The sequence below is a fragment of the Citrobacter sp. Awk 4 genome, assembly GCF_028069725.1.
In the GTDB taxonomy this organism is placed as follows: domain Bacteria; phylum Pseudomonadota; class Gammaproteobacteria; order Enterobacterales; family Enterobacteriaceae; genus Citrobacter_D.
The window spans coordinates 1-26,698 of the sequence record NZ_JANEWG010000043.1 but is presented as its reverse complement, the minus strand read 5'-3'; the positions used below and the strand labels follow the sequence as shown (position 1 = coordinate 26,698).

Below are 26,698 nucleotides of genomic sequence, written 5' to 3'. Positions count from 1 at the left end.
AAGATGAGAAACCCCACGTTATTGCAGTACTTCCACTGGTATTACCCTGAGGGCGGCAAGCTGTGGCTTGAACTGGCTGAACGCGCTGGCGGACTCAACGATATCGGTATCAATATGGTCTGGCTCCCCCCGGCTTACAAAGGCGCGTCTGGCGGTTATTCCGTGGGTTACGACTCTTACGACATGTTCGATCTCGGTGAGTTTGATCAGAAAGGTTCCGTTGCCACCAAATACGGTGACAAAGCCCAGTTGCTGGGGGCGATTGATGCGCTAAAACACAATAACATTGCCGTACTGCTCGATGTGGTGGTCAACCATAAAATGGGGGCGGATGAGCGAGAAGCCATCCGCGTACAGCGCGTCAACGAGCAGGATCGCACGCAGATTGATGACGAAATCATCGAATGTGAAGGCTGGACCCGCTACACCTTCCCTGCCCGTGCCGGTCAGTATTCGCAGTTCATCTGGGATTTCAAATGCTTTAGCGGCATCGACCATATCGAAAACCCCACCGAAGACGGCATTTTTAAGATCGTCAACGACTACACCGGCGAAGGCTGGAACGACCAGGTCGATGATGAACTGGGTAACTTCGACTATCTGATGGGCGAAAATATCGACTTTCGCAATCACGCGGTCATTGAAGAGATCAAATACTGGGCGCGCTGGGTGATGGAGCAAACCCAGTGCGATGGCTTCCGCCTGGACGCCGTCAAACACATTCCCGCCTGGTTTTACAAAGAGTGGATCGAGCACGTCCAGGAAGTGGCGCCAAAACCGCTATTTATCGTCGCGGAATACTGGTCGCATGAGGTGGACAAGCTGCAGGCCTATATCAACCAGGTCGACGGGAAAACCATGTTGTTCGACGCCCCGTTGCAAATGAAGTTTCACGAAGCATCGCGTCAGGGGCGCGAGTACGACATGAGCCAGATTTTTACCGGAACGCTGGTCGAAGCAGATCCGTTTCACGCCGTGACGCTGGTCGCCAACCACGATACTCAACCCTTGCAGGCACTGGAAGCACCCGTCGAACCGTGGTTTAAGCCGCTGGCCTATGCGCTTATCCTGTTACGGGAAAACGGCGTACCGTCGGTTTTCTATCCCGACTTATACGGCGCTCACTATGAAGATACGGGCGGCGATGGAAAAATTTACCCCATTGATATGCCGGTCATTGAGCAACTTGATGAGCTGATTCTGGCCCGCCAGCGTTTCGCCCACGGCATCCAGACGCTCTGGTTTGATCATCCTAACTGTATCGCGTTCAGCCGTAGCGGTACCGAGGAAGACCCAGGATGTGTAGTGGTGCTCTCGAATGGCGACGACGGCGAGAAGACGATTACCTTAGGCGCGAATTACGGCAATAAAACCTGGCGAGATTTTCTCGGAAACCGTGAAGAAAGCGTGCTCACCGATGAAAACGGCGAAGCGACGTTTTACTGTAACGGAGGAAGCGTCAGCGTATGGGTGATTGAAGAGGCGTTATAAAATAGCACCCCGGCAGCACGATACCGCCGGGGCTGGTCTGTCAGGGCAACGGCGTCGCCAGCGGCGCTTTTTGTAATTCCCCGGCACACTCTGAAGTCGGACGATCCACGCGTTGCAGCGTCATGCCATCATACGTCAGCGTGTTCCCGGTGCGTTCAATCGGGTAGATCTCACGTTTCGTCGTCACGTTGGTCAACTCGCCTGAAAGTATGGTGAGCTTCCCTGGCACGGCAATCACCCGCTGCCACTGGCGGCAATCCAGCGTATCGCCCTCTTTCGTCACCACCAGGCTGGCAATGGCTTCCGGGCTCATCATCTTGCGCTGTGGCCCCTTAGACTGCCAGTACCCTTCCAGACCGGCAGGCGCTGGTGTCTTCACCACGTCGTTATAATTTTCCACCTCGGCACACCCACTAAGAACCAGTAGAGCACCAACGATTGCTAATTTTTTCATCATTCATCCTGCATGCGAAGAAAATGGGATTGTGGCATTAAAGCCCTGATGTCGCCAGCCTTTCCGGGAACACGGATTACTTTGATCCCGTCGGTATTACTTCTTTTTAGTCGTGGGAAAAAAATCTGATCGGTGTACTATCCGCACTTCTTTATATTCCTTCTGAGTTCAGAGGCTAAAAAGTATGTCATGGCACCACTTCAAGCACACTTATCTGATTAAATTCTGGGCCCCGGCCCCTGCGGTCATCGCAGCAGGTATTCTCTCCACCTATTATTTCGGCATCACCGGCACGTTCTGGGCGGTAACGGGGGAATTTACCCGTTGGGGCGGTCAAATCCTGCAATTATTTGGGGTTCCCGCCGAAGAGTGGGGTTACTACAAAATCATTCATCTGGAAGGTTCTCCCCTGACCCGTATCGACGGTATGATGATCCTTGGCATGTTCGGCGGCTGTTTTGCCGCGGCTCTGTGGGCCAACAACGTCAAATTGCGCATGCCCCGTAGCCGAATTCGCATCATGCAGGCAATTATAGGCGGAATCATCGCCGGCTTCGGCGCCCGCCTGGCAATGGGCTGCAACCTGGCAGCATTCTTCACGGGCATTCCGCAGTTTTCGCTGCACGCCTGGTTCTTTGCACTGGCCACCGCGATAGGCTCCTGGTTCGGCGCCCGCTTCACCCTGCTACCCATTTTTCGTATCCCGGTAAAAATGCAGAAAGTCTCTGCGGCTTCTCCGTTGACGCAAAAACCGGATCAGGCTCGTCGCCGCTTCCGTCTGGGCATGCTGGTGTTTATCGGGATGATCGGATGGGCGCTGCTGACGGCAATGGACAAACCGAAACTGGGGCTGGCGATGTTGTTCGGCGTCGGATTCGGTCTGTTGATTGAACGCGCGCAAATCTGTTTCACTTCGGCGTTTCGCGATCTGTGGATCACCGGACGTACCCATATGGCGAAAGCGATCATCTTCGGTATGGCGGTCAGCGCCATCGGTATCTTCAGCTACGTGCAGTTAGGCGTTGAAGCGAAGATCATGTGGGCGGGTCCGAACGCGGTCATCGGCGGCCTGCTGTTTGGTTTTGGCATCGTGCTGGCGGGCGGTTGCGAAACCGGCTGGATGTACCGCGCGGTCGAAGGTCAGGTCCACTACTGGTGGGTTGGGTTAGGCAACGTGATAGGCTCCACCCTGCTGGCATATTACTGGGATGACTTCGCTCCCGCGCTGGCTACCAGTTGGGATAAAGTGAACTTGCTCAACACCTTTGGTACGTTGGGCGGATTGTTGGTCACTTACCTGCTGCTGTTTGCCGCCCTGCTGTTGATCATTGGCTGGGAAAAACGTTTCTTCCGTCGTGCCGGGCTGACGCCTGCTAAGGAACCTGTATGAAAGAGATCGTTCCGGATTATCGCCTCGATATGGTCGGCGAACCGTGCCCCTATCCAGCAGTCGCCACGCTGGAAGCGATGCCGCAACTGAAAAAAGGGGAAATACTGGAAGTGGTTAGCGATTGCCCGCAATCCATTAATAACATTCCGCTGGATGCGCGCAACCACGGCTATACGGTGCTGGATATTCAGCAGGATGGTCCAACGATTCGCTATTTGATTCAGAAGTAACAGCATTCTCCCGTTGCGCCGTGCAACGGGAGTCTCTCGATCACCCGTCAGCGCGCAGAGCTCGCACTGAGTTTCCCGGATTTTTTCATCATGCGGACCCCTAAGCAGGCCAGCAGTACGACCAGCGCAAGCGCCCCTGAAATCATCCAGTCCTGCGGATCTGTGTTCAGCCCCCTGGCGCTCAGCGCTACCAGCATCAGTAATGTAATGCACAACGTGCTGTATTCTTTCACGATCACCCGACGCCAGTGAAAGGAAAAGGTACGCAACGTCTGGGGCAACCCTGTCAGACGAGGCAACAAACGCGGCGTCCGGGCGCAATACTGCTGATAGGTTTCACCGAAACGCCCCTCGAGGTAGCGTTCTTCTGCGGCAATAACGCAGGCGTACGCCAGGAAAAAAAGCGGCATTGTGATCGTCAGATACCACAGATTATTGGCCATCACGCCAAAGCCAATGATTAACAAAAGATTGCCCAGGTATAATGGATTGCGGCAGTGCGCAAATAGCCCTGTCTGCACCAGATTATCAGCATACACCTGGCGATTACGTCCCCCGCGCACAATGTAATCCAGCCCCACAGTCAGAATGCGTATTCCTTGTCCGGTCAAAACAATCAGTCCGCCAATAACCAGCATCGCGGTAGGTGCGTCAACGGCGTTCGTATGCCCCAGAAACAGCGTTAAATATAAAAAAGGAAATAACGTGTTGCGGGTGCGAAATAGAAAATTACCAACCGATACCCTCATTTAATGGCCACCATTCCGCAGAAGTTATACCAGCGGAAAAATACCTCGACGCTACTAAATCCGGCGTCGATCAGCATTTGCCTATTTTCAGCTTCACTAAAGGGGATGAGGACATTTTCCAGCGCTTCGCGTTTCTGGCTAATTTCCAGTTCGCTGTAGCCGTGGCGACGTTTCATGTTGTAGTAATAATTGATGTACTGACGATTAAGCTCCGGTGATTCACACACCACTTTTTCGACCAGAATTAAAGCGCCGCCTGAATTCATTCCCTGATAGACGGAGGAAAGCAGCTTTTTACGGTGCAGAGGACGGACAAACATCAGCGTCAGTAGCAGAGTCACCACAGAGGCGTTATCCAGCGCCGATATCTCTCTGAGGTCATGACAGAGAAAGCGCGCATCGCGGGAAGACCCCAGCTGTTCAAATTTATCCCGGCATTTGTCCAGCATCTCTGGCGAGTTATCAATCCCGGTAAAGGAGACGCTGTTCGGTAGCAAAGAGTCCAGCGACGCCAGCGTCGTGCCCGTCGCACAGCCCAGGTCATACAGCTGCGTTCCCGGCACGGCATAGCTTGCCGCCATCTCCCCGGTCATCCGCTGGATCTCCTGATAAAATGGCACAGAACGATCGACCATATTGTCAAACACACCCGCTACCTGGCCATCGAAGCAAAAATCGCCAGCCACTTTTTCTTGTGCAAACAAGTTATCTAAATTCATCGTTATTCCACTAAACAGAGGTGTCGCCGCCCCAAAACAGGCCGGGACAAAAAGTCGTTTAGGATATATTTAACTTGCTTATATTAAGATAACATTAGGAAGAGGGTATAAATCAGAAGATTAAATTAATTTGATAATTATAAACTTTGCTTTAGAGTATTCTACAACATTATTAATACACGCTTTCAAACTCGCCTTTATTACTTTGTCTCTTTCGTTGAAAAATCATATCTTTCAATTTATTGAATGTCCTGAAAAGACTTTACTTATTTTGATAGTATTTCACCAAAATATAACCCAAGTGAATATTTGATAATAAGCGCATAAATCATGCCTGCAACCTGAAGTTGCGGAAGCGTCGGCATCAGTCCATCAAGACCGATCGACGCTAGCTTAAAAACAATATCGATGTATAGCGTGTTGAAAATAATGGTTTTGCGCTACACCTGCATGCTCATGACTTCCTGATACGCTGACACCAGTTTGTTGCGCACCTGGATCCCCATCTGCATAGAGACGGAGGCTTTTTGCATATCGGCCATCACATCATTTAGCGCAATCCCTGGCTCACCCAGCGTGAACTTTTCTGCCTGTACGCGCGCGGCAGTCGATGTATCACTGATCCGATCCAGCGCGGCATGTAACTGACCGGCAAAACTCACGGTTGGCTGTGGGAGCGTCTCTTGCGCTTTCGCGGACATCGCCGTTGCCTGTAACTGGCTAATGACCCCTTCAATCCCCTGTATTGCTGACATTCTGTACCTCTGGATGATTTTTTACGCAGCAGAGATTAACAGCTTGTCAATAAGATAAAGGCGCTAAATAACGATAAAAAACCTCGGTTTTTGAGGCATAGAAAAATTCGAAACCGCAAATAATGAGACCGTCAATTTTTCGAGTTTGCTGACCCGGGAGTGAGTCTTGTTCCACTTTGCAAAAAACGCCGTCCACGATCAGTCACGAGGTGCGAGATGAGTGCGACTGCATCGACTGCAACCCTACCTAAACCTCTCGAGTGGCTTAATCGTCTACGCGCGAATCCCAAAATCCCCCTGATTGTGGCGGGAGCTGCCGCTATTGCCATTGTGGTTGCGATGGTACTGTGGGCAAAAGCGCCCGATTACCGCACGCTGTTCAGTAATCTGTCCGATCAGGATGGCGGCGCTATCGTCACGCAACTGACCCAGATGAACATCCCCTACCGTTTTACGGAAGGCAGCGGTGCGATTGAAGTTCCCGCCGATAAAGTGCATGAACTGCGTCTGCGCCTGGCTCAGCAAGGATTACCGAAAGGCGGCGCCGTCGGTTTCGAATTGCTGGATCAAGAAAAATTCGGCATCAGCCAGTTTAGCGAGCAGGTCAACTATCAGCGTGCTCTGGAGGGAGAACTAGCCCGGACCATCGAAACGCTGGGACCGGTGAAACGCGCACGCGTACATCTTGCTATGCCTAAGCCATCACTGTTTGTTCGTGAACAGAAATCCCCTTCGGCCTCCGTCACGGTGAACCTGGAGCCAGGACGCGCGCTGGATGAAGGGCAAATTAGCGCCGTGGTGCATCTGGTTTCCAGCGCCGTTGCCGGTCTGCCGCCTGGCAATGTCACGCTGGTTGATCAGGCAGGTCATCTGTTAACCCAGTCGAATACCAGCAGCCGCGATCTCAACGACGCGCAGCTGAAATACGCCAGCGATGTGGAAGGCCGCGTGCAGCGCCGTATCGAATCGATCCTCGCGCCAATCGTCGGTAACGGCAACGTACACGCGCAGGTCACGGCACAACTGGACTTTGCCAACAAAGAGCAGACGGAAGAACAGTACCGTCCGAATGGCGATGATTCGCAAGCGGTGCTGCGTTCACGCCAGCTTAACGTCAGTGAGCAGGTCGGTTCCGGGTATCCTGGCGGCGTTCCGGGCGCACTGTCTAACCAGCCAGCGCCTGCCAATTCAGGGCCGATCAGCACGCCGCCAGCCAATCCGCAAAATGGTCAAAACGCCCAGCAGACCAGCAATAGCAGCAGCTCGGCGGGGCCGCGCAGTACACAGCGTAATGAAACCAGCAACTATGAAGTCGACCGTACCATTCGCCACACGAAAATGAACGTGGGTGATGTCCAGCGTCTCTCGGTTGCAGTGGTGGTCAACTATAAAACGTTACCGGATGGTAAGCCGTTGCCGCTGACGGCCGATCAGATGAAACAGATTGAGGCGTTGACCCGTGAAGCAATGGGATTCTCCGACAAGCGTGGCGATACGCTGAATGTGGTGAACTCGCCGTTTAGCGCGACGGATGAAAACGCGGGCGAACTGCCATTCTGGAAACAGCAGGCCTTTATCGAACAACTGATCTCTGGCGGTCGCTGGCTGTTGGTACTGTTGGTCGCCTGGATTCTGTGGCGTAAAGCGGTACGTCCGCAACTGACCCGTCGTGCTGAAGAAGCCAAAGCGGCGCAGGAACAGGCGCAGATTCGTCAGGAAACCGAAGAAGCGGTCGAGGTTCGCCTCAGCAAAGACGAGCAAACGCAGCAGCGTCGGGCGAATCAGCGCCTGGGCGCCGAAGTGATGAGCCAGCGTATTCGCGAAATGTCAGACAACGATCCGCGCGTCGTGGCGCTGGTCATTCGCCAGTGGATGAATAACGATCATGAGTAATACCCTTTCCGGCACCGATAAAAGCGTCATTTTGCTGATGACCATTGGCGAGGATCGCGCGGCGGAGGTGTTCAAACACCTCTCGCAACGCGAGGTACAAACCCTGAGTGCGGCAATGGCAAATGTCCGCCAGATCTCCAACAAACAGCTGACGGACGTACTGGCGGAGTTTGAACAGGAAGCCGAACAATTTGCGGCGCTGAATATCAATGCCAACGAATATCTGCGTTCAGTGCTGGTGAAAGCGCTGGGTGAAGAGCGTGCCGCCAGCCTGCTGGAAGACATTCTCGAAACCCGCGATACCGCCAGCGGCATTGAAACGCTCAACTTTATGGAGCCGCAGAGCGCCGCCGACCTTATCCGCGACGAGCACCCGCAAATTATCGCCACCATTCTGGTGCATCTCAAACGCGGTCAGGCGGCGGATATTCTGGCGTTGTTTGACGAACGTCTGCGCCACGATGTGATGCTGCGTATCGCCACCTTCGGCGGCGTGCAGCCAGCGGCACTCGCGGAGCTGACGGAAGTGCTGAACGGTCTGCTCGACGGTCAGAATCTCAAGCGCAGCAAAATGGGCGGCGTGAGAACGGCGGCAGAAATCATCAACCTGATGAAAACCCAGCAAGAAGAAGCGGTTATTACCGCCGTACGCGAATTCGACGGCGAACTGGCGCAGAAGATTATCGACGAAATGTTCCTGTTCGAAAATCTGGTGGATGTCGACGACCGCAGCATTCAACGTCTGCTGCAGGAAGTGGATTCCGAGTCGTTGCTGATCGCCCTGAAAGGTGCCGAGCAGCCGCTGCGCGAGAAGTTCCTGCGCAATATGTCGCAACGTGCCGCCGATATCCTGCGCGACGATCTCGCCAACCGGGGTCCGGTACGCCTGTCTCAGGTAGAGAACGAACAAAAAGCGATTCTACTGATTGTGCGCCGTCTGGCGGAAACCGGCGAGATGGTGATTGGCAGCGGCGAGGATACCTATGTCTAACGAACTGCCGTGGAAAGTCTGGACCCCGGACGATCTCGCCCCACCGCTTGCGGAGTTTGTTCCTGCACAGCAGGACGACGATGCGCTATCGGCTGATGTCGAGGACGAACCCGCACTGAGCGCCGAACAGCAGCTCGAGCAACAGCTGGCGCAGTTGAAAATCCAGGCGCACGAGCAGGGATATAACGCCGGTCTGGCGGAAGGGCGAACGTCCGGCCACCAGCAGGGATATCAGGAGGGCATGGCGCAGGGTCTGGAACAGGGCCAGGCGCAGGCGCGTTCCCAACAGGCGCCGATTCACGCCCGCATGCAGCAACTGGTCAGCGAGTTTCAGAACACGCTGGATGCGCTGGACAGCGTCATTGCATCACGCCTGATGCAGATGGCGCTGGAAGCGGCGCGTCAGGTGATTGGTCAGACGCCGGTGGTGGACAACGCCGCGTTGATTAAGCAGATCCAACAGCTGTTACAACAAGAGCCGCTGTTCAGCGGCAAGCCGCAGTTGCGCGTTCATCCCGATGATTTACAACGCGTAGAAGAGATGCTCGGCGCGACCCTCAGTCTGCACGGCTGGCGTCTGCGCGGCGATCCCACCCTGCATCATGGCGGATGTAAAGTCTCCGCTGATGAAGGCGACCTTGACGCCAGCGTCGCCACGCGCTGGCAAGAACTCTGCCGTCTGGCAGCGCCCGGAGTCGTCTGATGACTACCCGCCTGACCCGCTGGCTTAACACGCTGGACAACTTCGAAGCCAAAATGACGCAGTTGCCTGCCGTGCGTCGCTATGGTCGTCTGACCCGTGCCACCGGACTGGTACTGGAGGCAACTGGACTGCAACTCCCACTCGGCGCCACCTGCATTATTGAGCGTCAGGATGGGACTGAAACCAAAGAAGTCGAGTGTGAAGTTGTCGGCTTTAACGGTCAGCGCCTGTTTTTAATGCCGCTGGAAGAGGTCGAAGGCATTCTGCCGGGCGCTCGCGTCTATGCCAGAAATGGTCATGGCGACGGGTTGCAAAGTGGCAAGCAATTGCCGCTGGGCCCGGCGCTGCTTGGACGCGTACTCGACGGTGCAGGTAAGCCGCTGGACGGCCTCCCCTCCCCGGAAACCACCGAAACAGGCGCGCTCATTACCCCACCGTTTAACCCGCTACAGCGTACGCCGATTGAGCATGTACTGGACACCGGCGTGCGGCCGATCAACGCCCTGTTAACCGTTGGTCGTGGTCAACGTATGGGGCTGTTTGCCGGTTCCGGGGTCGGGAAAAGCGTCCTGCTCGGCATGATGGCGCGCTATACCCGCGCAGACGTGATCGTCGTGGGGCTGATTGGCGAACGTGGCCGTGAAGTGAAAGATTTTATCGAGAATATTCTCGGCACTGACGGACGCGCACGTTCAGTGGTGATCGCCGCGCCTGCGGATGTTTCGCCGCTGCTGCGTATGCAAGGGGCGGCGTACGCTACCCGTATTGCAGAGGATTTTCGCGATCGCGGACAGCACGTGCTGTTGATTATGGATTCATTAACCCGCTATGCGATGGCGCAACGTGAAATCGCGCTGGCGATCGGTGAACCGCCCGCAACGAAAGGCTACCCCCCTTCCGTCTTCGCCAAATTGCCGGCGCTGGTCGAACGCGCCGGCAACGGTATTCACGGCGGCGGTTCCATCACCGCGTTTTATACCGTGCTAACCGAAGGCGACGACCAGCAGGACCCTATTGCGGACTCCGCGCGCGCGATCCTTGATGGCCACATCGTGTTATCCCGTCGCCTTGCCGAGGCCGGGCACTATCCGGCCATTGATATTGAGGCGTCGATCAGTCGTGCAATGACCGCGCTCATCAGCGAGAAACACTACGCGCGCGTACGCAATTTCAAACAACTGTTGTCCAGCTTCCAGCGTAACCGCGATCTGGTCAGCGTTGGCGCCTACGCCAAAGGCAGCGATCCGATGCTGGATAAAGCCATTGCGTTGTGGCCCCAGCTCGAGGCGTTCCTGCAACAAGGTATTTTTGAACGGGCGGACTGGGATGACTCCCTTCAGGCTCTGGATCTGATTTTCCCGACGGTGTGATAAAGCAGGAGGGCAAACGTCATGGCACAACACGGCGCACTGGCAACACTGAAAGATTTGGCTGAAAAGGAGGTGGATGATGCCGCACTCCTGTTGGGTGAAATGCGGCGCGGATTTCAGCAGGCAGAAGAGCAACTGAAAATGCTGATCGATTATCAGCATGAATACCGAACCAACCTCAATACCGATATGGGACAAGGGATTGCCAGCAACCGTTGGATCAATTACCAGCAATTTATCCAGACCCTGGAAAAGGCCATTGAACAGCATCGCCATCAACTCAGCCAGTGGACGCATAAAGTCGACATTGCGCTGAATAGCTGGCGTGAAAAGAAACAGCGCCTGCAAGCCTGGCAAACCTTACAAGACCGACAAACCGCGGCAGCCTTACTGGCTGAAAACCGCCTGGATCAGAAAAAGATGGATGAATTTGCTCAGCGTGCAGCCATGAGGAAACCTGAATGATCACATTGCCCCCACTGGTCACGACTGAGACAGACGTGACTGGCGGCTCAAAAGCCGGAAAAACAGGCGACGCCGCGCAGGATTTCCTGGCGCTGCTGGCAGGCGCATTAGGTGCGGACGAGACACCTGGGAAAGCGGTTCCGTTGTCGTTTGCCGACATCCAGACGGCAGGCAACACGCTGCAGAAAAGAGCGTTGTCTCAACATGGCGAAGCGTCTCCTGCCGAAAAACTGGCCGACCTGCTGGCGCGCCAGGATCTGGCGGCTGACGAAACGTTGACCACCTTGACTGACGCGCAGCAGTGGCTTTCCTCACTCACGCCGACGATGAAAAACAGCGCGCTGACGGCACTGAGCAAATCAGCGCAAGCGGACGACAAAACGCCTGCTCTCAGCGACGAAGACCTCGCAAATCTGAGTGCCTTGTTTGCCATGCTGCCCGGACAACAAAGCGTAGCGCCTGCCACCCACAGCGCTGCGGCGATAAATGACGCTTCGCTGAGCGCAACGTTGCGTGGCGAGACACGTCAGACAGATCAAGAGCTCGCCTTTACGTTCCCCCCTGACAACGGGAAAAAAGGAAAGCCGGATGCTGCCACCCACAGCGCAAGCGCTGAGACCGCTCAGGCTCAACCGTTGACGCCGCTGGTCGTCGCAGCCACCGCCAAAGCCGATCTCGAAAGCAGCCCTTCCCCGGTAGCGCCAGGCCTGGCCATGACGGCGGTCAGCAGCCCGGCAGCACAGCCGCAGCCGCTTCCGACGGTTGCCGCGCCGGTGCTCAGCGCACCGTTGGGTAGCCATGAATGGCAGCAATCGCTTAGCCAGCACATTACGTTGTTTACTCGTCAGGGGCAGCAGAGTGCTGAACTACGCCTGCACCCGGAAGATCTGGGTCAGGTGCAAATCTCCCTGAAACTTGATGACAACCAGGCGCAATTGCAGATGGTGTCGGCGCATAGCCATGTCCGCGCCGCGCTGGAGGCCGCATTACCGGTATTACGTACGCAACTGGCGGAAAGCGGGATCCAACTGGGTCAAAGCAGTATCAGTAGCGAAAGTTTTAGCGGGCAGCAGCACTCTTCATCCCAGCAACAGCAAACCGCCCGTACACAGGGGCAAGAGTCCCTGCTTGCCGAAGATGACGTCAATCTGGCCGTACCGGCCTCATTGCAGAACGCGTCCCGTGGCAATGGCGCGGTGGATATCTTCGCCTAACGCCAGAGGTAGCATGATTATCCGTGTCTTTTCCACGCTTTGACGGGAACAGGACACGGGATAATCAGCCAATAAGCTGTACCGAAACAGGAAGCCCGTATCAGATGACTGACTCCGCGATTAACAGAAAGAGCAGACGCTCAATTTGGATCCCTTTGCTGGTGTTAATTACCCTCGCCGCCTGCGCGACCGCGGGGTATAGCTACTGGCGTATGCAGACGCATCCGTCTGTCAGCGCAACCGCACAACCGGCTCCGCCAGCCGCCCCCGTGTTTTTCGCGCTGGATACGTTTACCGTCAATCTGGGCGACGCGGATCGCGTGCTGTATATCGGCGTGACGTTACGACTGAAAGATGAAGTGACCCGCTCGCGTCTCAGTGAATATCTGCCTGAAGTACGCAGCCGTTTGCTGTTGCTGTTTTCCCGCCAGGATGCCTCCACGCTCTCCACGGAAGACGGTAAACAAAAGCTGATTGCCGCCATTAAAGAGACGCTCTCTACGCCGCTTGTTGCTGGACAACCGAAACAGGACGTCACCGACGTTCTTTATACAGCTTTTATTCTGCGGTAAAGACATGGGCGATAGTATTCTTTCTCAGGCTGAAATCGATGCGCTGCTCAACGGCGACAGCGAGACCAAAGACGAACCGACCACAGGCAGCGTAAGCGAAAACGATATTCGTCCCTATGATCCCAACACCCAGCGCCGCGTGGTGCGTGAGCGCCTGCAAGCGCTGGAGATCATTAACGAGCGTTTCGCACGCCAGTTCCGTATGGGTCTGTTTAACCTGCTGCGTCGCAGCCCGGATATCACCGTTGGCGCTATCCGTATTCAGCCGTACCACGAGTTTGCGCGTAACTTACCGGTGCCGACGAACCTGAACCTGATCCACCTGAAACCGCTGCGCGGTACAGGTCTGGTGGTGTTCTCGCCGAGCCTTGTATTTATTGCGGTAGATAACCTGTTCGGCGGCGATGGTCGCTTCCCGACCAAAGTTGAAGGTCGGGAATTTACCCACACCGAACAGCGCGTCATTAACCGCATGCTGAAACTGGCGCTGGAAGGCTATAGCGACGCCTGGAAAGCCATTAATCCACTGGAAGTGGAGTACGTCCGTTCTGAGATGCAGGTGAAATTTACCAATATCACCACCTCTCCGAACGACATTGTGGTCAATACCCCTTTCCACGTTGAGATTGGCAACCTGACCGGCGAGTTCAACATCTGCCTCCCCTTCAGCATGATTGAACCGCTGCGGGAACTGCTGGTTAACCCACCGCTGGAAAACTCGCGCCATGAGGATCAGAACTGGCGCGACAATCTTGTGCGTCAGGTTCAGCACTCAGAACTGGAACTGGTGGCGAACTTTGCCGACGTTCCGCTGCGTCTTTCCCAGATATTGAAACTCAAACCCGGCGACGTACTGCCGATTGAAAAACCCGACCGCATTATTGCTCATGTGGACGGCGTACCGGTGCTGACCAGCCAATATGGCACCGTGAATGGTCAGTATGCGTTACGTGTAGAACATCTGATCAACCCGATTTTGAATTCGCTGAATGAGGAACAGCCCAAATGAGTGACATGAATAATCCGTCCGATGACAACAATGGCGCATTGGACGATCTGTGGGCTGACGCGTTAAACGAGCAAAAAACACCGACAGGCAAAAGCGCGGCCGATGCCGTGTTCCAGCAATTGGGCGGCGGCGATGTCAGCGGCACATTGCAGGATATCGACCTGATCATGGATATTCCGGTCAAACTGACGGTTGAACTGGGCCGAACCCGCATGACGATCAAAGAGCTGCTGCGTCTGACGCAGGGCTCCGTTGTCGCACTTGACGGTCTGGCCGGAGAGCCGCTGGATATTCTGATCAACGGCTATCTGATCGCGCAAGGTGAAGTGGTGGTGGTCGCCGACAAATACGGCGTGCGCATTACTGACATCATTACGCCGTCTGAACGTATGCGTCGTCTGAGTCGTTAAGCATGAAAACCCAGGCCATTGTCTCACAACCTGCTGCCGTTCCCGGTTCGCCGCTTGCCCAGGTCAGCGGCGCATTGCTGGGAATTATTGTGCTGATACTGGCCGCCGCCTGGGTGATTAAACGCCTCGGATTTGCGCCCAGGGGAAACAACGCCCGTGGGCTTAACGTGTCGGCCAGCGCCTCGCTCGGCCCACGTGAACGGGTGGTGATTGTGGATGTTGACGATGCACGTTTAGTGCTTGGCGTCACGGCGTCCTCTGTCAATTTACTCCACACCCTGCCTGCCGCGGCGGAAAGTGCAGACGAAAAACCGGCCTCTCCTGCTGATTTTCAGGCCATGATGAAGAACTTGCTAAAGCGTCCTGGGAGATCCTGATGCGTCGTTTGTTATCCCTCACGCTCATGACCGTATGGCTTTTCTCTCCCGCCGCGCTCGCTCAGTTACCCGGCCTGGTCAGTCAGCCATTACCCGGCGGCGGACAAAGCTGGACACTTCCCGTACAAACGCTGGTATTCATCACCTCGCTGACTTTCCTGCCCGCGATCCTGCTGATGATGACCAGTTTTACCCGCATCATCATTGTTTTTGGCCTGCTGCGTAACGCGCTGGGAACACCGTCTGCACCGCCCAACCAGGTATTGTTAGGACTGGCGCTGTTCTTAACGTTTTTCATCATGTCGCCAGTGATTGATAAAATCTACGTCGATGCGTATCAGCCGTTCAGTGAAGAGAAGATTTCCATGCAGGAGGCGATGGCGAAAGGCGCGCAACCACTGCGCGAGTTTATGCTGCGCCAGACCCGCGAAGCAGACCTGGCGCTGTTTGCGCGTCTGGCGAATAGCGGACCGTTGCAAGGGCCGGAAGCGGTTCCGATGCGCATCCTGCTTCCGGCTTATGTGACCAGCGAGCTGAAAACCGCGTTCCAGATCGGTTTTACGATATTCATCCCTTTTTTGATTATCGACCTGGTGATCGCCAGCGTGTTAATGGCGCTCGGGATGATGATGGTTCCCCCTGCAACCATTGCGCTGCCGTTCAAGCTGATGCTCTTTGTGTTGGTTGACGGCTGGCAACTGCTGGTTGGCTCTCTCGCACAAAGCTTTTACAGCTAGGGGACGAAATGACGCCTGAATCGGTCATGATGATGGGCACAGAGGCGATGAAAGTCGCCCTTGCGCTCGCCGCCCCTCTCCTGCTGGTCGCCCTCGTTACAGGTCTGATTATCAGTATTTTGCAGGCGGCAACCCAGATCAACGAAATGACGTTGTCTTTCATCCCGAAAATTGTGGCGGTGTTTATAGCCATCATCGTTGCCGGTCCGTGGATGCTTAACCTGTTGCTGGATTACGTGCGCACGTTATTCAACAATATACCCTACATCATCGGGTAACACGCGCGATGTTGCAGGTAACGAGCGAGCAATGGCTATATTGGCTTAACCTTTATTTCTGGCCGCTGCTGCGCGTGCTGGCGCTCATTTCGACAGCCCCCATCCTCAGTGAACGCGCGGTGCCTAAACGGGTAAAGCTGGGATTGGGGATGATGATAACCTTTGTCATTGCCCCTTCGCTTCCCGTCACGGATGTGCCGATTTTCTCCGCCAGTGCATTGTGGCTGGCGATGCAGCAAATCATGATTGGCATTGCGCTGGGATTTACCATGCAATTTGCCTTTGCCGCCGTGCGTACCGCCGGTGAACTGATGGGATTACAGATGGGGCTTTCTTTCGCCACTTTTGTTGACCCTGCCAGCCATCTTAATATGCCCGTGCTTGCCAGAATCATCGACATGCTCGCGATGCTGCTTTTTCTCACCTTTAACGGGCATTTATGGCTGATTTCGCTGCTGGTTGATACTTTTCATACCCTTCCTGTCGGCGACAATCCGGTCAACAGTAATGCTTTTCTGGCGCTCACCCGGGCAGGCGGTATGATCTTCATCAACGGGCTCATGCTGGCCTTACCGGTGATCACTGTGCTGCTAACGCTCAACCTGGCGTTGGGGTTGTTAAATCGTATGGCTCCGCAGTTGTCGATCTTTGTGATTGGTTTCCCATTAACATTAACCATCGGTATTTCTTTAATGGCGGCTCTCATGCCATTAATTGCCCCTTTTTGTGAACACTTATTCAGCGAAGTTTTCAATTTATTGGCTGATGTGGTGAGTGAACTTCCACGAAACAAATAACCCACAGTATTTATCCTGTCTTATTGAGGATTATCCGAAATTTAAATTTCAAAAACATCTACCAGGATATATCCGCCGCCTGTTATTTGTTTTTACCTCACTCACATAACGCAACATTTACTTTACTTTAAGATAATTCCAGGCAAATTATACGTAACTTTACGGGATAGTAAGTCCGCCTGAAAAATCGCAAAAGTGTCATATTGAATCACTATTATTGTTCAGTTAGGTTACTAAAAGATATTCAGGTAAGGGGAATTATCGTTACGCATTGAGTGAGGGTATGCCATGTCAACGATTATTATGGATCTATGCAGTTACACCCGGCTTGGATTAACCGGGTATCTGGTAAGCAGAGGGGTGAAGAAAAGGGAAATCAACGATATCGAAACCGTTGACGAACTCGCCATCGCTTGTGATTCACACCAGCCGTCTGTGGTGTTTATTAATGAGGACTGTTTTATCCATGATCCAGCAAACAGTCAGCAAATAAAGCAAATCATTAATCAACATCCCAATACATTATTTATTGTTTTTATGGCTATTGCCAATGTGCATTTTGATGAATATTTGTTAGTCAGAAAAAATTTATTGATAAGTTCTAAATCAATCAAACCAGATTCACTGGATGATATCCTTGGCGATATTCTGAAAAAAGAAACAGATATTTCCGAAGGTGTTAATTTACCTACGTTATCTTTAAGCCGGACTGAATCCAGTATGTTACGCATGTGGATGGCCGGTCAGGGAACCATTCAGATTTCAGACCAAATGAATATCAAAGCGAAGACTGTGTCATCCCATAAGGGGAATATTAAACGAAAGATAAAAACGCATAATAAGCAGGTGATCTATCACGTGGTACGTCTGACAGATAATGTAACAAACGGTATTTTTGTTAACATGCGCTGAAACATCCAGACTGGTGGGGTTGCCACCAGTCTGGGTAAAGCGTGCTGACGTTACGCGTTACTCTGCTTTCTCCACAAAGATGCCATCCTGATGGCCTGATTCATTAAAGAACCAGATACCGAGCGGGTAGTCTTCCAGCGAAACCAGGTACATTGTGCCTTCATTAAACTCTTCTACCGCCAGTACCACGCCAGGCCGGCGAGGACCGCCGTCCGTTTTGACTGTTACCCGATCATTCACCTTCATCGTAATCCTCCTGTAGCTTTGTGCCAGTGTAGAACAATTTCCTTTTTCTGGCAGTGTCTGCTCCGCGTGATTGCTGGTTTTCTCTACGGTCTATACTTATAAGTGCCACGGTTGAATGAGGTATTGAAGATGAAAACCGCGAAAGAGTTCAGCGATCTGGCCAATCGCGATGTCAGTATCGATGTTGATGCCCTGCTGGCGGCAATTAATGAAATCAGCGAGAGCGAAATTCATCGAAGCGAGAACGACCCTGAGAAAGCCAGCGTCGATGGCCGTGATGACCATACATGGCATGAATTAGCCGACGCGTTCGAGCTGGATATTCATGACTTCAGCGTAACGGAAATCAATCGTTGACTTTAGGCGAAAAAAATCCCGGTCCTAAGGACCGGGATCAAGCTTGCTTATGCAAGAAGCACTTGAAAATTCGTTACACCAGGAAATCTGATGTGCTCCAAACCTTATCTGCAATTTTTTTGCAAAACAAGTAAATATTTTTATCATTAATGATTACTCTGATTAATGATTGCGGCTGAATTGAGAAACTCCCTACGTACCGTCCGGGTATGCCGGGAGCGTTCCCAATCTGACCGTTTCTATGAAGGTATTGATTTTTAGGATTTATCCTGGTCGTAAGCGTGCCGTCACACAGGCGTCGAGGTATAAAAATGCTATCAATCCTTAACCCCCTGCTGATTTTTACCGATCTGGATGGCACCTTACTGGACAGTCATACTTATGAATGGCAACCCGCCGCGGACTGGCTGGCTACCCTGCGTAAACATCGTATTCCGGTGATCCTCTGCAGCAGCAAAACCGCCGCAGAGATGCTGTACCTGCAAAACATGCTGGACCTGCAGGGATTACCGTTCATCGCGGAAAATGGCGCCGTTATTCAGTTAGACACTCACTGGCAGACCCACCCTGATTATCCTCGTCAAATCGCCGGTACGCCCCACGCAGAAATCAGCATGGTGCTGAACAAACTCCGCGATAAAGGACGCTATAAATTTACGACATTCGACGATGTTGATGAGCAGGTCATTGCCGAATGGACCGGACTTAACCACACCCAGTCAGCGCTGACGCGTCTGCATGAAGCTTCAGTTTCGCTTATCTGGCGTGACAGTGACGAACGCATGGCGCAGTTTGCCGCAAAGCTCAGCGAGCTTGGCCTGCAGTTTCTCCACGGCGCGCGCTTTTGGCATGTTCTGGACACTTCCGTGGGCAAAGATCTGGCGGCAAACTGGCTGACCGGTGAGTATCAGCGGCAATGGAAGAAACACCCCATCACCCTGGGTCTGGGCGATGGACCAAATGATGCCCCGCTTCTGGATGTTATGGATTATGCGGTGATCGTGAAAGGACTGAATCGCGAAGGCGTCAGGTTAAAGGCGGATACACCGCAACGGGTATACCATACGCAACAAGAAGGCCCGGAGGGCTGGCGCGAAGGGATGGATTATTTCATCGCCATGCTCTGATCGGCATCGCTGGCGCACACGCGGTTCCGTCCGGTCTGTTTGGCCCAGTAGAGCCGCTGGTCTGCCAGCGACTGCAGCTGTTCAATGTCATAATCCCCCGTTTCCTGCGAACTGCTGACGCCAAACGAGGCGCTAATCCAGATGGTGGTGCTTTTTGCGACAAGGATCTCTTTGCCATTGATCCGACGTCGAATACGTTCCGCAATCCGCTCGGCCTGAGATAGAGTCGCCCCTGGCAGAATAATGCAGAACTCCTCACCACCAACACGACCGGCGAGATCATGTGTACGCAGCACCCCGCTGAATAATCCTGCCGCGTGTGAAAGCACCCGATCGCCAGCCTGATGTCCAAAACGGTCATTCACGCTCTTGAAGTGATCCAGATCGAGCTGAATCATCGAGAAAGGTTGTTTCCCCTCCCGGCAGTGTTTAGCCTGGATGCGCGCCTTTTCAAACAGTCCGCCCCGGTTATACAGCCGGGTCAGGGTGTCATGCCAGGCCTGCCACTGCAACGAGCGTTGCATCACATACATATTACTGACCGTATGCCGGATAACGCCCCACGAAATCAGTAACATGCCCGTAAAGAGCACCCACAACAGCACCAATGCGATACTGATACTACCAAAATCCCCTTTCAGCCCTTCCTTTAAGGTATGCACGCGCACCAATACGCCATCGAAATTGTCCAACCGTTCCCAACTGATGTAGCGACTTCCCACGTGCTTACCGCCGACGGTGTCTTTCGCCATGTCTGCGATAAGCATGGCTTGCTCCTGCTCATCAAACACATTGACCTTGCGCTTATCCTTTGTTGAGGTGGCCAGCAAATGGAATTGGCTGTCGTAGAGTTGGTACTCACCTTCCACGTCTTTTACGATGGCCTCTTCCAGAAAACGCTTTATTGATAAAACAGGGATGTCCATGGCCAACACGCCGTACCAGTAATTCAGGTGATCCAGCGGGACACTGACCGTGACCATTTGCTGCCCTTCACGGGGCGAGTTTGCGGAGGAAGTAAACCAGCGGACGCCGCGCTGCGGATTCAGTCGTTGAGTCTGTTGCTTAAACCACGGCTGCGTCACATAGCCATAATAGCGGGTAAGAATATCCCCACCGTGCACGGTGGGTTGGGTTGCGACATAGAATCCTGAGCGCGAGACATACATCGCCTGATGTGCTATTGAGGCGGATGAATGGGCCAGACGCATCAGATAACCGGATTCCAGTGCGGCCGTCAGCTCATTCGCCAGATTTGCGTTATCACGGGTGAGCAGACTGGCCTGGTCAACAAACTCATCAGAAACGCCATTAAGCGCCAGGGTGCGACGTCGGTCGAGCTCTAATTGCCAGAAACGCTGCTTTCGTCGTTGTTCAAATTGGGTGACCGCACCATGTAATACCGCAAAATCAAGTGGTGTAATCAGCGCATCATGCATGCCGTTTCGCAAAAAAATCAGTTTATCGACATTGAATTGCAGTTGGCGGTCCAGGACGTTCGCGACGCTATCCAGGTGATTCTGTTGGCTGGAAATGTAGGCGTCTTCAAGCAAAACGACCTCACGCCAGGTGAGTAAGGTAGAAAAGATCATTACCGCCACAAAACAGAGATTGACGACGTGTCCTGGCCTGAAACGTAGGAGGAGTCTTTTCAGCCCGCTCCTGTTTTCCATCGTTGTCTCGTGCGGCACTCTGACGACTCCCTGATAATTGAACGTCCTTATCCTGACATAACCCGGCCGCCATGTGTTGCATTGCAACCGTCTTTTTGTTTACTAAAAATAAAACGCCCGGCATTCACCGGGCGTTTTTTCATCAGGCATCTTCCCAAATTCGCCTACCGTCACCCGGCACGAGTTCACTCTCATGGAATGCTTCCCGTTTTACGCCAAAACCGTCATACCAACGGCACTCGACCATTCCACTGGAATAACCGGTGACAATCATGCGAGGCCCGCCATCTTTCATGGTCACTTCCTCGCTGACAACAAACACCATACCTGCCTCCTCTTCAGGTGAAACTGTTTCACCTTAGACGACGATGGCCTTTTTTGCGTACTTTGCCTGGGTGCAATTAGTGCGATACGCCCCGAACGTGTGCAATCGCTTTTACCAGGGCGACAACAATAGCGCCAACGATGAAGCCCAGTACGAGATTAAGCAGCGTTGGAAGGCTGAGTGCGATAAACGCGCTTTGCTGCTGGGCAAAATGTTCGATGGCATGATGTAGCGGCGCAATACCGTGTACCACAATTCCGCCCCCGACCAAAAACATCGCTAACGTTCCCACAACGGACAATGCTTTCATCAGCCAGGGGGCAACGACTAACAATCCTTTCCCCACGAACTGGGCCAGCGTACTGGTTTTCTCCACCAGCCAGAACCCCATATCGTCCAGTTTTACGATGATCCCCACCAGTCCGTAAACACCGACGGTAACCACCAGTGCCACTCCCGACAATACCAGCACCTGATTCAGCAATGGCGACTGCGCAACAATCCCCAGGGTGATAGCCACAATTTCGGCGGAGAGAATAAAGTCAGTACGAATTGCCCCTTTAATTTTGTCTTTTTCGAAAGTGAGGGGATCCTGTGCGGCGATGGCCTCCAGACGCTGCTGACGGTCTGCCGGACTTTCTTTGTGTTTTCGCGCTTCTAAGGTGTGGAGCACTTTTTCTACCCCTTCGAAGCAGAGAAATGCCCCGCCAATCATCAGTAACGGGGTGATGGCCCAGGGAATAAAAGCACTGATGAGCAGCGCCAGAGGCACCAGGATCACTTTGTTTACCAGCGAACCTTTGGCCACACTCCAGACGACAGGAAGCTCACGGTTAGCCCGGACGCCAGAGACTTGCTGCGCGTTGAGCGATAAATCATCGCCCAGCACACCGGCGGTTTTTTTCGCCGCCAGTTTTCCCATCATAGAGACATCGTCCAGCAACGTGGCGATATCGTCGAGCAACGTTAATAAGCTACTTCCTGCCAAGATAATTCCCTCTGTGTTTTTCTTTTTGACACTGCAAGTATGAAGTAAAACAGATAAAGCTGAAACTGAACGTTAATGCAACATTTATTCAACAATTCAGAGTAATTATAAATCTCGCCAGAGAGATAGTTTTGCAGTTTACTATGTTGCTCCTTTTTATTTCCACCGTGAGGGTTTATGCGCTTCAGGCAGCTGTTACCACTTTTTAGCGCGCTTTTCGCGCTGTACATTATTTGGGGTTCCACGTACTTCGTGATTCGTATTGGGGTGGAAAGCTGGCCGCCATTGATGATGGCGGGGGTGCGTTTTCTGTCTGCAGGTATTCTCCTGACTGCATTCTTACTCCTTCGCGGGCACAAACTCCCTCCCCTGCGTCCACTTCTTAACGCAGCGCTGATTGGCATCCTGCTGCTGGCGGTCGGGAATGGACTGGTCACCGTCGCAGAACATCAGAACGTGCCTTCCGGTATCGCCGCCGTCGTGGTCGCTACCGTTCCGCTCTTTACGCTCTGTTTTAGCCACTTTTTGGGTATTCAAACCCGAAAACTAGAGTGGATAGGCATCGCGATTGGCCTTGCGGGGATCATCATGCTTAACAGCGGTGGAAACTTAAGCGGAAATCCCTGGGGCGCGGTATTGATTCTGATCGGTTCAATGAGTTGGGCATTTGGTTCGGTCTACGGTTCGCGCATTGCGTTACCTGTCGGGATGATGGCGGGTGCCATTGAGATGCTTGCCGCAGGCGTTGTGTTAATGTGCGCGTCGTTTATCTCGGGCGAGAAACTTACCGCCACACCGACGCTTTCCGGCTTTTTAGCTGTGGGCTATCTCGCGCTTTTTGGATCCATCATCGCCATCAACGCGTACATGTATCTGATACGCAACGTCAGCCCCGCTCTGGCAACCAGCTATGCCTATGTGAACCCGGTTGTCGCGGTATTGCTGGGAACAGGACTTGGCGGTGAAAGCCTCGCGTTTATCGAATGGCTGGCTTTGGGAGTGATTGTCTTTGCTGTAGTACTGGTCACGCTTGGAAAATATCTGTTTCCTGCAAAACCGGTTATCGTCGCGGCTGAATCCGAAAAATCATTCCAGTAAATGAATTCCCTGAGTGTCGATCTGCGCAGCAGCGCCGCCTCCGCAGATCCACTCTTCAATCCGCTCAGATAACGCCGCATCACCGAGTTTTTCCCGCCCGCGCAAAGCGCATTCCCACAGGATCAATACTCGCCAACCCAGCGCCTGAAGTTGCTGAAGATCCCGCCTGTCCCGTTCGACGTTTTTGCCAATCTTCTCCAGCCAGAAGGCGGTGCGCGTGGCAGGTACTTTGAACAGATAGCAATGGTGGCGATGCCAGAAACATCCGTGGGTGAAGATGACGCAGCGGTACTCGTCAACGACAAAATCAGGTCGTCCGGGAAGAGTGGCATCCTGCACGCGAAACGCAATTCCCTGTTCAATAAGCAGGCTGGCGAGACGCCTTTCGATCGCCGTATCGCGGGTCGCTATCGCCCGCATATTTTTACTGCGCGTCGCCTTATCGTGTACGTCCGCCATGCTGACTCTCTTGCTGACGCAGCGCGACGGCTTGTTTGATTTTTGGCTCCAGCAATTTGGCCACCGCAGCAAATGCAGGAACCACAACAGAGTTGCCAAACTGACGGTAAGCCTGAGTATCTGACACCGGGATACGGAACTGATAACCCTGCGGCGTCTCAAATCCCATTAACCTGGCGCACTCTCTGGGGGTTAATCTGCGTGGACGATACTGTTGGTTCTGCGGGTCGTCGAAATCACGCTCACCCTGCGCCATATCCCAGCCACGATCGATTAGGATTTCCGCGCCATCTTTGTAATAACGCGCAGACAGCGTACGCGTTACACTCTCGGGGTTGGATGGATAGACCATCCCATAACCAAATCCATTTCCCCTCGCCTGATGTTTTTTCGCGTAGCGGTACAGATACTTCCATAAGACCGGCGTCAGAACGTATTTTGCTTCAACAGCGGGTTCAAGTAGTTCAGCAAGCGTGGTACGACGCGGTGGATAGCGCGTCACAATATCCCGCAATGTAAAATCGGTTTTCAGGTTCAGATCGCGGCGAAACCCAACGAGGACAATACGTTCGCGGTGCTGAGGTAAGAAATGCCGCCCATCGATGATCTTCGGATCATCAGGACCGTTATCTGCGGCATCCGCCACGTCGTAACCCAGTTCATCAAGCGTCTGCATAATAATCCGGAACGTTTTACCCTGATCGTGGCTCTTCAGGTTCTTCACGTTCTCAAGCACGAAAATCGCGGGACGACAGGCATCAATGATTCGCGCCACGTCAAAGAACAGCGTACCTTGCGTATCACAGGCAAAACCATGGGCACGGCCCATCGCATTTTTCTTTGATACCCCGGCGAGCGAAAACGGCTGGCAGGGAAAACCCGCCAGCAAAACATCATGCTGCGGTATATGCTGGCGAATATGTTCAGCGGCCTGCGAGTCCGTCACGCCATCACGATGACTCAGAGTAATGTCACGAATATCTTCATTGAAGTGATGAGACTGGGGATCGCAGTAGTAGTTTGCTTTATACGTTCGCACTGCGTGTTTATTCCATTCGCTGGTAAACACGCATTGCCCGCCTATCGCTTCAAATCCACGGCGTATTCCACCGATTCCGGCGAAAAGATCGATAAAGCGAAAAGCATAATGGGTATGATGTGCCGGCGGCGTCGGCAGCAACGTTTTAAGATGGGCAAATTCGCGATCGCTCAACCGATGCCATGCGGCATTCATCACGACGCGTTTTAAAATGGCCGGGCTCCAGTGATTCTCCCCAACGCTATTAAGGTGCGCCACCAGCGTTTTCACATCATAGATTTCCAGCAATTTACCCAGCATCGCCTGAACCGCGACGCTGGTAGTGTCTGTCATCAGATCCTGAACGCCTGTTACTGAAAGATTATCCTGCATACATTTAACCGGCCAAAATTGATATTCGACAGGTTAACATAAAATGAAGGTATTTACGTTTCGGGTGTGAACGCTATCTGTCAGCGCTAAAAGACTGAATAACCGCGTGATCCAGTGATTCATACTCACCGTTTAATTCCGCGCCCAGTTTCGCCATATACGCCACCAGGAAATCGGCATTGTGCTTCGCCAGTGCTTTCCCTCTGGCTGTCTGCATGGTTTTCGGCAGCACCAGTAATTTGCTCTGGAAATGGTCGAGGGCAAACTGTTTATCGTTGAGGGAACGATGCCGGGCAAAAGGATCTTCGCCGTCAAACAGTGCCACGCCCAGCGCGCCCGATACCGCAAATACGCGGGCCAGGCCGATTGCGCCGAGGGCTTCCAGCCTGTGTCGGCATCCTGCACGATTTTCGCCTCGAGCGTAGCTGGCGCAATTTTTGCGCTAAAACTGTGGGCTTCGATCGCGTGAACAACCGCGGGTATTCGTGCTGGGGGGAATAACGGGAAATCATTCCTTAATATACGGTTGGCCTCTTTCGCCGCTAACACTGACGAACGGTGGCGTTCTGGATGGTTTTTGGGGAGGCTAACAATGTCATGAAAGTAACATGCTGTCAGCACAACTAACCCGTCGACAGTTTCATGATCACACAATTTTTGCGCTGTCGCCCAGACACGACGAAAATGAAAAATGTCATGGGCAGCATCCTGCTCCAAATGATGCTCACTAAGCCAGGTTTCAAACTCTTGTTGCCACTGTTGCAAATCCATGTTGTCTCTCCTCGTGTGGAGGTCTTACGTTAGCAACTTTCGCTGCCACCTTCACGCCGAATATCACGAGGTCTTGTGTACCATGCAATTCCCCCCAGGATAACGCCAACCAGGCTCAGCACAATAAATCCCAGCAAAGCCCCAAGCCATTTGCCTGCCGTTGACCCCAGATCGCTCTCCATACCAGGAACAGGTACTGACTGTAGGTTGCTCATTACCCAGACATACCGCGCCATAGCCCATACAAAATATCCGCAGAAAGCATAAAAAACCCACAACGCCAGTTTTCCGCCCAGACTGCGGTTTGCTTTTCCTTCCATATTGGTCAATTTATACTCCGCTTTGGTGATGTGACAAAAACGACGAGATTTTCACATTTTTGTGATTATAATCACATTAAGCTGTGAAGGAAGGTGTGCTGCGATCTTTGGTTATTTATTTTACCTATGCATTGATCTCAGGCAATTTTGGTTAGGGCTCCGCAAGCTTTATCAATTCAGACAAAAAGTAAAAAGCATCAGCACTGGAGATTTAAATTATTAACAGCATGAATGCTATCAGCGGCAACGTATTATTTTATACCTGCATGGTGTCATTATTATTTATTTAACAGCAATTAATTATCAGCATCTGCGCCAACTCCCTCCCGAAGCAAATACTATACACAAACATCATTAACACGCCAAATATTATTAATTCAGAGAATTTAATCGTAACAAACTATAAC

The 26,698-nt window shown here is 53.0% G+C and carries 30 protein-coding genes and 2 pseudogenes; 20 read left to right on the top strand and 12 right to left on the bottom strand.

Annotated elements, in window-relative coordinates; all coding sequences use genetic code 11:
- Nucleotides 1-3 precede the first annotated feature (3 nt).
- Nucleotides 4-1,491, top strand: a complete 1,488-nt coding sequence (gene amyA, locus NNO04_RS16805; RefSeq protein ID WP_271445662.1) for an alpha-amylase — start codon at nucleotides 4-6, stop codon at nucleotides 1,489-1,491.
- Between the two features lie 40 nt (nucleotides 1,492-1,531).
- Here the strand turns inward: amyA and yedD are convergent, their stop codons facing one another.
- A complete protein-coding gene (gene yedD / locus NNO04_RS16800) occupies nucleotides 1,532-1,945 on the bottom strand; it encodes a lipoprotein YedD (RefSeq protein ID WP_271445672.1) in 414 nt (137 codons plus the stop codon).
- Between the two features lie 184 nt (nucleotides 1,946-2,129).
- On the opposite strand from yedD, the gene yedE reads away from it, so the two are divergent.
- Complete coding sequence (gene yedE / locus NNO04_RS16795; RefSeq protein ID WP_271445661.1) at nucleotides 2,130-3,335, top strand: selenium metabolism membrane protein YedE/FdhT; 1,206 nt, start codon at nucleotides 2,130-2,132, stop codon at nucleotides 3,333-3,335.
- The gene (yedF, locus tag NNO04_RS16790) at nucleotides 3,332-3,565 is read left to right on the top strand and encodes a sulfurtransferase-like selenium metabolism protein YedF (protein ID WP_203360840.1); all 234 of its coding nucleotides are present in this window, start codon (nucleotides 3,332-3,334) and stop codon (nucleotides 3,563-3,565) included. Before yedE ends, yedF begins: the two co-directional genes overlap by 4 nt.
- A gap of 47 nt (nucleotides 3,566-3,612) precedes the next feature.
- On the opposite strand, the gene NNO04_RS16785 is transcribed toward yedF, so the two are convergent.
- The 3 genes from NNO04_RS16785 to fliE all read right to left on the bottom strand — a co-directional run bounded on the left by NNO04_RS16785 (nucleotide 3,613) and on the right by fliE (nucleotide 5,788).
- On the bottom strand, nucleotides 3,613-4,314 hold the full coding sequence (locus tag NNO04_RS16785) for a methyltransferase family protein (RefSeq protein ID WP_271445660.1): 702 nt from the start codon (nucleotides 4,312-4,314) through the stop codon (nucleotides 3,613-3,615).
- On the bottom strand, nucleotides 4,311-5,033 hold the full coding sequence (gene cmoA / locus NNO04_RS16780) for a carboxy-S-adenosyl-L-methionine synthase CmoA (protein WP_271445659.1): 723 nt from the start codon (nucleotides 5,031-5,033) through the stop codon (nucleotides 4,311-4,313). Before cmoA ends, NNO04_RS16785 begins: the two co-directional genes overlap by 4 nt.
- 440 nt (nucleotides 5,034-5,473) lie before the next feature.
- Complete coding sequence (gene fliE, locus NNO04_RS16775) at nucleotides 5,474-5,788, bottom strand: flagellar hook-basal body complex protein FliE (protein ID WP_271445658.1); 315 nt, start codon at nucleotides 5,786-5,788, stop codon at nucleotides 5,474-5,476.
- Between the two features lie 216 nt (nucleotides 5,789-6,004).
- Between fliE and fliF the strand changes: the two genes are divergently transcribed.
- From fliF to rcsA, 14 genes and pseudogenes are all read left to right on the top strand, one after another.
- Nucleotides 6,005-7,681 carry a flagellar basal-body MS-ring/collar protein FliF gene (fliF, locus tag NNO04_RS16770; RefSeq protein ID WP_271445657.1) on the top strand — a complete coding sequence of 559 codons (1,677 nt, stop codon included), beginning with the start codon at nucleotides 6,005-6,007 and terminating at the stop codon, nucleotides 7,679-7,681.
- Nucleotides 7,674-8,672, top strand: coding sequence for a flagellar motor switch protein FliG (gene fliG, locus NNO04_RS16765; RefSeq protein WP_192612588.1), 999 nt, complete (start codon nucleotides 7,674-7,676; stop codon nucleotides 8,670-8,672). The genes fliF and fliG overlap by 8 nt, the downstream gene beginning before the upstream one ends.
- Nucleotides 8,665-9,375, top strand: coding sequence for a flagellar assembly protein FliH (gene fliH, locus NNO04_RS16760; RefSeq protein ID WP_271445656.1), 711 nt, complete (start codon nucleotides 8,665-8,667; stop codon nucleotides 9,373-9,375). The genes fliG and fliH overlap by 8 nt, the downstream gene beginning before the upstream one ends.
- Entirely contained in the window at nucleotides 9,375-10,745 is a 1,371-nt protein-coding gene (gene fliI / locus NNO04_RS16755; protein ID WP_271445655.1) for a flagellar protein export ATPase FliI, read from the top strand. The genes fliH and fliI overlap by 1 nt, the downstream gene beginning before the upstream one ends.
- A gap of 21 nt (nucleotides 10,746-10,766) precedes the next feature.
- The gene (fliJ, locus tag NNO04_RS16750) at nucleotides 10,767-11,210 is read left to right on the top strand and encodes a flagellar export protein FliJ (protein WP_162383185.1); all 444 of its coding nucleotides are present in this window, start codon (nucleotides 10,767-10,769) and stop codon (nucleotides 11,208-11,210) included.
- Nucleotides 11,207-12,424, top strand: a complete 1,218-nt coding sequence (gene fliK, locus NNO04_RS16745; protein ID WP_271445654.1) for a flagellar hook length control protein FliK — start codon at nucleotides 11,207-11,209, stop codon at nucleotides 12,422-12,424. The genes fliJ and fliK overlap by 4 nt, the downstream gene beginning before the upstream one ends.
- Before the next feature lie 104 nt (nucleotides 12,425-12,528).
- On the top strand, nucleotides 12,529-12,996 hold the full coding sequence (fliL, locus tag NNO04_RS16740; protein WP_271445653.1) for a flagellar basal body-associated protein FliL: 468 nt from the start codon (nucleotides 12,529-12,531) through the stop codon (nucleotides 12,994-12,996).
- Nucleotides 12,997-13,000: 4 nt separating this feature from the next.
- Complete coding sequence (gene fliM, locus NNO04_RS16735; RefSeq protein WP_271445652.1) at nucleotides 13,001-14,005, top strand: flagellar motor switch protein FliM; 1,005 nt, start codon at nucleotides 13,001-13,003, stop codon at nucleotides 14,003-14,005.
- A complete protein-coding gene (gene fliN, locus NNO04_RS16730) occupies nucleotides 14,002-14,415 on the top strand; it encodes a flagellar motor switch protein FliN (RefSeq protein ID WP_192612595.1) in 414 nt (137 codons plus the stop codon). Before fliM ends, fliN begins: the two co-directional genes overlap by 4 nt.
- A 2-nt stretch (nucleotides 14,416-14,417) precedes the next feature.
- On the top strand, nucleotides 14,418-14,792 hold the full coding sequence (fliO, locus tag NNO04_RS16725) for a flagellar biosynthetic protein FliO (RefSeq protein WP_271445651.1): 375 nt from the start codon (nucleotides 14,418-14,420) through the stop codon (nucleotides 14,790-14,792).
- On the top strand, nucleotides 14,792-15,529 hold the full coding sequence (fliP, locus tag NNO04_RS16720) for a flagellar type III secretion system pore protein FliP (protein WP_271445650.1): 738 nt from the start codon (nucleotides 14,792-14,794) through the stop codon (nucleotides 15,527-15,529). The genes fliO and fliP overlap by 1 nt, the downstream gene beginning before the upstream one ends.
- 8 nt (nucleotides 15,530-15,537) lie before the next feature.
- On the top strand, nucleotides 15,538-15,807 hold the full coding sequence (gene fliQ, locus NNO04_RS16715; protein WP_271445649.1) for a flagellar biosynthesis protein FliQ: 270 nt from the start codon (nucleotides 15,538-15,540) through the stop codon (nucleotides 15,805-15,807).
- Between the two features lie 8 nt (nucleotides 15,808-15,815).
- Nucleotides 15,816-16,592, top strand: a pseudogene (gene fliR / locus NNO04_RS16710) (flagellar biosynthetic protein FliR); the annotation flags it as partial.
- Nucleotides 16,593-16,892: 300 nt separating this feature from the next.
- Nucleotides 16,893-17,516: a transcriptional regulator RcsA gene (gene rcsA, locus NNO04_RS16705; RefSeq protein ID WP_162383193.1), complete on the top strand. Its 624-nt coding sequence runs from the start codon at nucleotides 16,893-16,895 to the stop codon at nucleotides 17,514-17,516.
- A 57-nt stretch (nucleotides 17,517-17,573) separates the two neighbouring features.
- On the opposite strand, the gene dsrB is transcribed toward rcsA, so the two are convergent.
- Nucleotides 17,574-17,762, bottom strand: a complete 189-nt coding sequence (gene dsrB, locus NNO04_RS16700; protein ID WP_024132722.1) for a protein DsrB — start codon at nucleotides 17,760-17,762, stop codon at nucleotides 17,574-17,576.
- Between the two features lie 129 nt (nucleotides 17,763-17,891).
- On the opposite strand from dsrB, the gene yodD reads away from it, so the two are divergent.
- Both yodD and NNO04_RS16690 read left to right on the top strand, forming a co-directional pair.
- Entirely contained in the window at nucleotides 17,892-18,119 is a 228-nt protein-coding gene (gene yodD, locus NNO04_RS16695; RefSeq protein ID WP_271445647.1) for a YodD family peroxide/acid resistance protein, read from the top strand.
- 311 nt (nucleotides 18,120-18,430) lie between these two features.
- On the top strand, nucleotides 18,431-19,246 hold the full coding sequence (locus tag NNO04_RS16690) for a mannosyl-3-phosphoglycerate phosphatase-related protein (RefSeq protein ID WP_271445646.1): 816 nt from the start codon (nucleotides 18,431-18,433) through the stop codon (nucleotides 19,244-19,246).
- On the opposite strand, the gene dgcQ is transcribed toward NNO04_RS16690, so the two are convergent.
- The 3 genes from dgcQ to NNO04_RS16675 form a co-directional block, all read right to left on the bottom strand.
- Nucleotides 19,225-20,937 carry a cellulose biosynthesis regulator diguanylate cyclase DgcQ gene (gene dgcQ / locus NNO04_RS16685; RefSeq protein WP_271445645.1) on the bottom strand — a complete coding sequence of 571 codons (1,713 nt, stop codon included), beginning with the start codon at nucleotides 20,935-20,937 and terminating at the stop codon, nucleotides 19,225-19,227. The two genes, NNO04_RS16690 and dgcQ, sit on opposite strands and share 22 nt — an antisense overlap.
- Before the next feature lie 124 nt (nucleotides 20,938-21,061).
- Entirely contained in the window at nucleotides 21,062-21,244 is a 183-nt protein-coding gene (locus NNO04_RS16680) for a YodC family protein (RefSeq protein WP_271445644.1), read from the bottom strand.
- 76 nt (nucleotides 21,245-21,320) lie between these two features.
- Nucleotides 21,321-22,238, bottom strand: a complete 918-nt coding sequence (locus NNO04_RS16675) for a DUF808 domain-containing protein (protein WP_271445671.1) — start codon at nucleotides 22,236-22,238, stop codon at nucleotides 21,321-21,323.
- A 171-nt stretch (nucleotides 22,239-22,409) separates the two neighbouring features.
- Here NNO04_RS16675 and yedA point away from each other — a divergent pair, with 171 nt between their 5' ends.
- On the top strand, nucleotides 22,410-23,330 hold the full coding sequence (gene yedA / locus NNO04_RS16670) for a drug/metabolite exporter YedA (RefSeq protein ID WP_271445643.1): 921 nt from the start codon (nucleotides 22,410-22,412) through the stop codon (nucleotides 23,328-23,330).
- Here the strand turns inward: yedA and NNO04_RS16665 are convergent.
- From NNO04_RS16665 to drpB, 4 genes and pseudogenes are all read right to left on the bottom strand, one after another.
- Nucleotides 23,319-23,789 (bottom strand): very short patch repair endonuclease, encoded by a 471-nt coding sequence (locus tag NNO04_RS16665; protein ID WP_271445642.1) that lies wholly within the window; start codon nucleotides 23,787-23,789, stop codon nucleotides 23,319-23,321. The two genes, yedA and NNO04_RS16665, sit on opposite strands and share 12 nt — an antisense overlap.
- A complete protein-coding gene (locus tag NNO04_RS16660) occupies nucleotides 23,770-25,200 on the bottom strand; it encodes a DNA cytosine methyltransferase (RefSeq protein WP_271445641.1) in 1,431 nt (476 codons plus the stop codon). Before NNO04_RS16660 ends, NNO04_RS16665 begins: the two co-directional genes overlap by 20 nt.
- 73 nt (nucleotides 25,201-25,273) lie before the next feature.
- Nucleotides 25,274-25,971: pseudogene (locus NNO04_RS16655) on the bottom strand (phosphohydrolase).
- 29 nt (nucleotides 25,972-26,000) lie between these two features.
- Nucleotides 26,001-26,291: a cell division protein DrpB gene (drpB, locus tag NNO04_RS16650; protein WP_271445670.1), complete on the bottom strand. Its 291-nt coding sequence runs from the start codon at nucleotides 26,289-26,291 to the stop codon at nucleotides 26,001-26,003.
- Between the last annotated feature and the right edge of the window lie 407 nt (nucleotides 26,292-26,698).

Excerpts from the sequence above, each read along its gene's own strand:
- amyA (WP_271445662.1), top strand. The coding sequence starts at position 4 with ATGAGAAACCCCACGTTATTGCAGTACTTCCACTGGTATTACCCTGAG.
- yedD (WP_271445672.1), bottom strand. The coding sequence starts at position 1,945 with ATGAAAAAATTAGCAATCGTTGGTGCTCTACTGGTTCTTAGTGGGTGT.
- yedE (WP_271445661.1), top strand. The coding sequence starts at position 2,130 with ATGTCATGGCACCACTTCAAGCACACTTATCTGATTAAATTCTGGGCC.
- yedF (WP_203360840.1), top strand. The coding sequence starts at position 3,332 with ATGAAAGAGATCGTTCCGGATTATCGCCTCGATATGGTCGGCGAACCG.
- NNO04_RS16785 (WP_271445660.1), bottom strand. The coding sequence starts at position 4,314 with ATGAGGGTATCGGTTGGTAATTTTCTATTTCGCACCCGCAACACGTTA.
- cmoA (WP_271445659.1), bottom strand. The coding sequence starts at position 5,033 with ATGAATTTAGATAACTTGTTTGCACAAGAAAAAGTGGCTGGCGATTTT.
- fliE (WP_271445658.1), bottom strand. The coding sequence starts at position 5,788 with ATGTCAGCAATACAGGGGATTGAAGGGGTCATTAGCCAGTTACAGGCA.
- fliF (WP_271445657.1), top strand. The coding sequence starts at position 6,005 with ATGAGTGCGACTGCATCGACTGCAACCCTACCTAAACCTCTCGAGTGG.
- fliG (WP_192612588.1), top strand. The coding sequence starts at position 7,674 with ATGAGTAATACCCTTTCCGGCACCGATAAAAGCGTCATTTTGCTGATG.
- fliH (WP_271445656.1), top strand. The coding sequence starts at position 8,665 with ATGTCTAACGAACTGCCGTGGAAAGTCTGGACCCCGGACGATCTCGCC.
- fliI (WP_271445655.1), top strand. The coding sequence starts at position 9,375 with ATGACTACCCGCCTGACCCGCTGGCTTAACACGCTGGACAACTTCGAA.
- fliJ (WP_162383185.1), top strand. The coding sequence starts at position 10,767 with ATGGCACAACACGGCGCACTGGCAACACTGAAAGATTTGGCTGAAAAG.
- fliK (WP_271445654.1), top strand. The coding sequence starts at position 11,207 with ATGATCACATTGCCCCCACTGGTCACGACTGAGACAGACGTGACTGGC.
- fliL (WP_271445653.1), top strand. The coding sequence starts at position 12,529 with ATGACTGACTCCGCGATTAACAGAAAGAGCAGACGCTCAATTTGGATC.
- fliM (WP_271445652.1), top strand. The coding sequence starts at position 13,001 with ATGGGCGATAGTATTCTTTCTCAGGCTGAAATCGATGCGCTGCTCAAC.
- fliN (WP_192612595.1), top strand. The coding sequence starts at position 14,002 with ATGAGTGACATGAATAATCCGTCCGATGACAACAATGGCGCATTGGAC.
- fliO (WP_271445651.1), top strand. The coding sequence starts at position 14,418 with ATGAAAACCCAGGCCATTGTCTCACAACCTGCTGCCGTTCCCGGTTCG.
- fliP (WP_271445650.1), top strand. The coding sequence starts at position 14,792 with ATGCGTCGTTTGTTATCCCTCACGCTCATGACCGTATGGCTTTTCTCT.
- fliQ (WP_271445649.1), top strand. The coding sequence starts at position 15,538 with ATGACGCCTGAATCGGTCATGATGATGGGCACAGAGGCGATGAAAGTC.
- rcsA (WP_162383193.1), top strand. The coding sequence starts at position 16,893 with ATGTCAACGATTATTATGGATCTATGCAGTTACACCCGGCTTGGATTA.
- dsrB (WP_024132722.1), bottom strand. The coding sequence starts at position 17,762 with ATGAAGGTGAATGATCGGGTAACAGTCAAAACGGACGGCGGTCCTCGC.
- yodD (WP_271445647.1), top strand. The coding sequence starts at position 17,892 with ATGAAAACCGCGAAAGAGTTCAGCGATCTGGCCAATCGCGATGTCAGT.
- NNO04_RS16690 (WP_271445646.1), top strand. The coding sequence starts at position 18,431 with ATGCTATCAATCCTTAACCCCCTGCTGATTTTTACCGATCTGGATGGC.
- NNO04_RS16680 (WP_271445644.1), bottom strand. The coding sequence starts at position 21,244 with ATGGTGTTTGTTGTCAGCGAGGAAGTGACCATGAAAGATGGCGGGCCT.
- yedA (WP_271445643.1), top strand. The coding sequence starts at position 22,410 with ATGCGCTTCAGGCAGCTGTTACCACTTTTTAGCGCGCTTTTCGCGCTG.
- NNO04_RS16665 (WP_271445642.1), bottom strand. The coding sequence starts at position 23,789 with ATGGCGGACGTACACGATAAGGCGACGCGCAGTAAAAATATGCGGGCG.
- NNO04_RS16660 (WP_271445641.1), bottom strand. The coding sequence starts at position 25,200 with ATGCAGGATAATCTTTCAGTAACAGGCGTTCAGGATCTGATGACAGAC.
- drpB (WP_271445670.1), bottom strand. The coding sequence starts at position 26,291 with ATGGAAGGAAAAGCAAACCGCAGTCTGGGCGGAAAACTGGCGTTGTGG.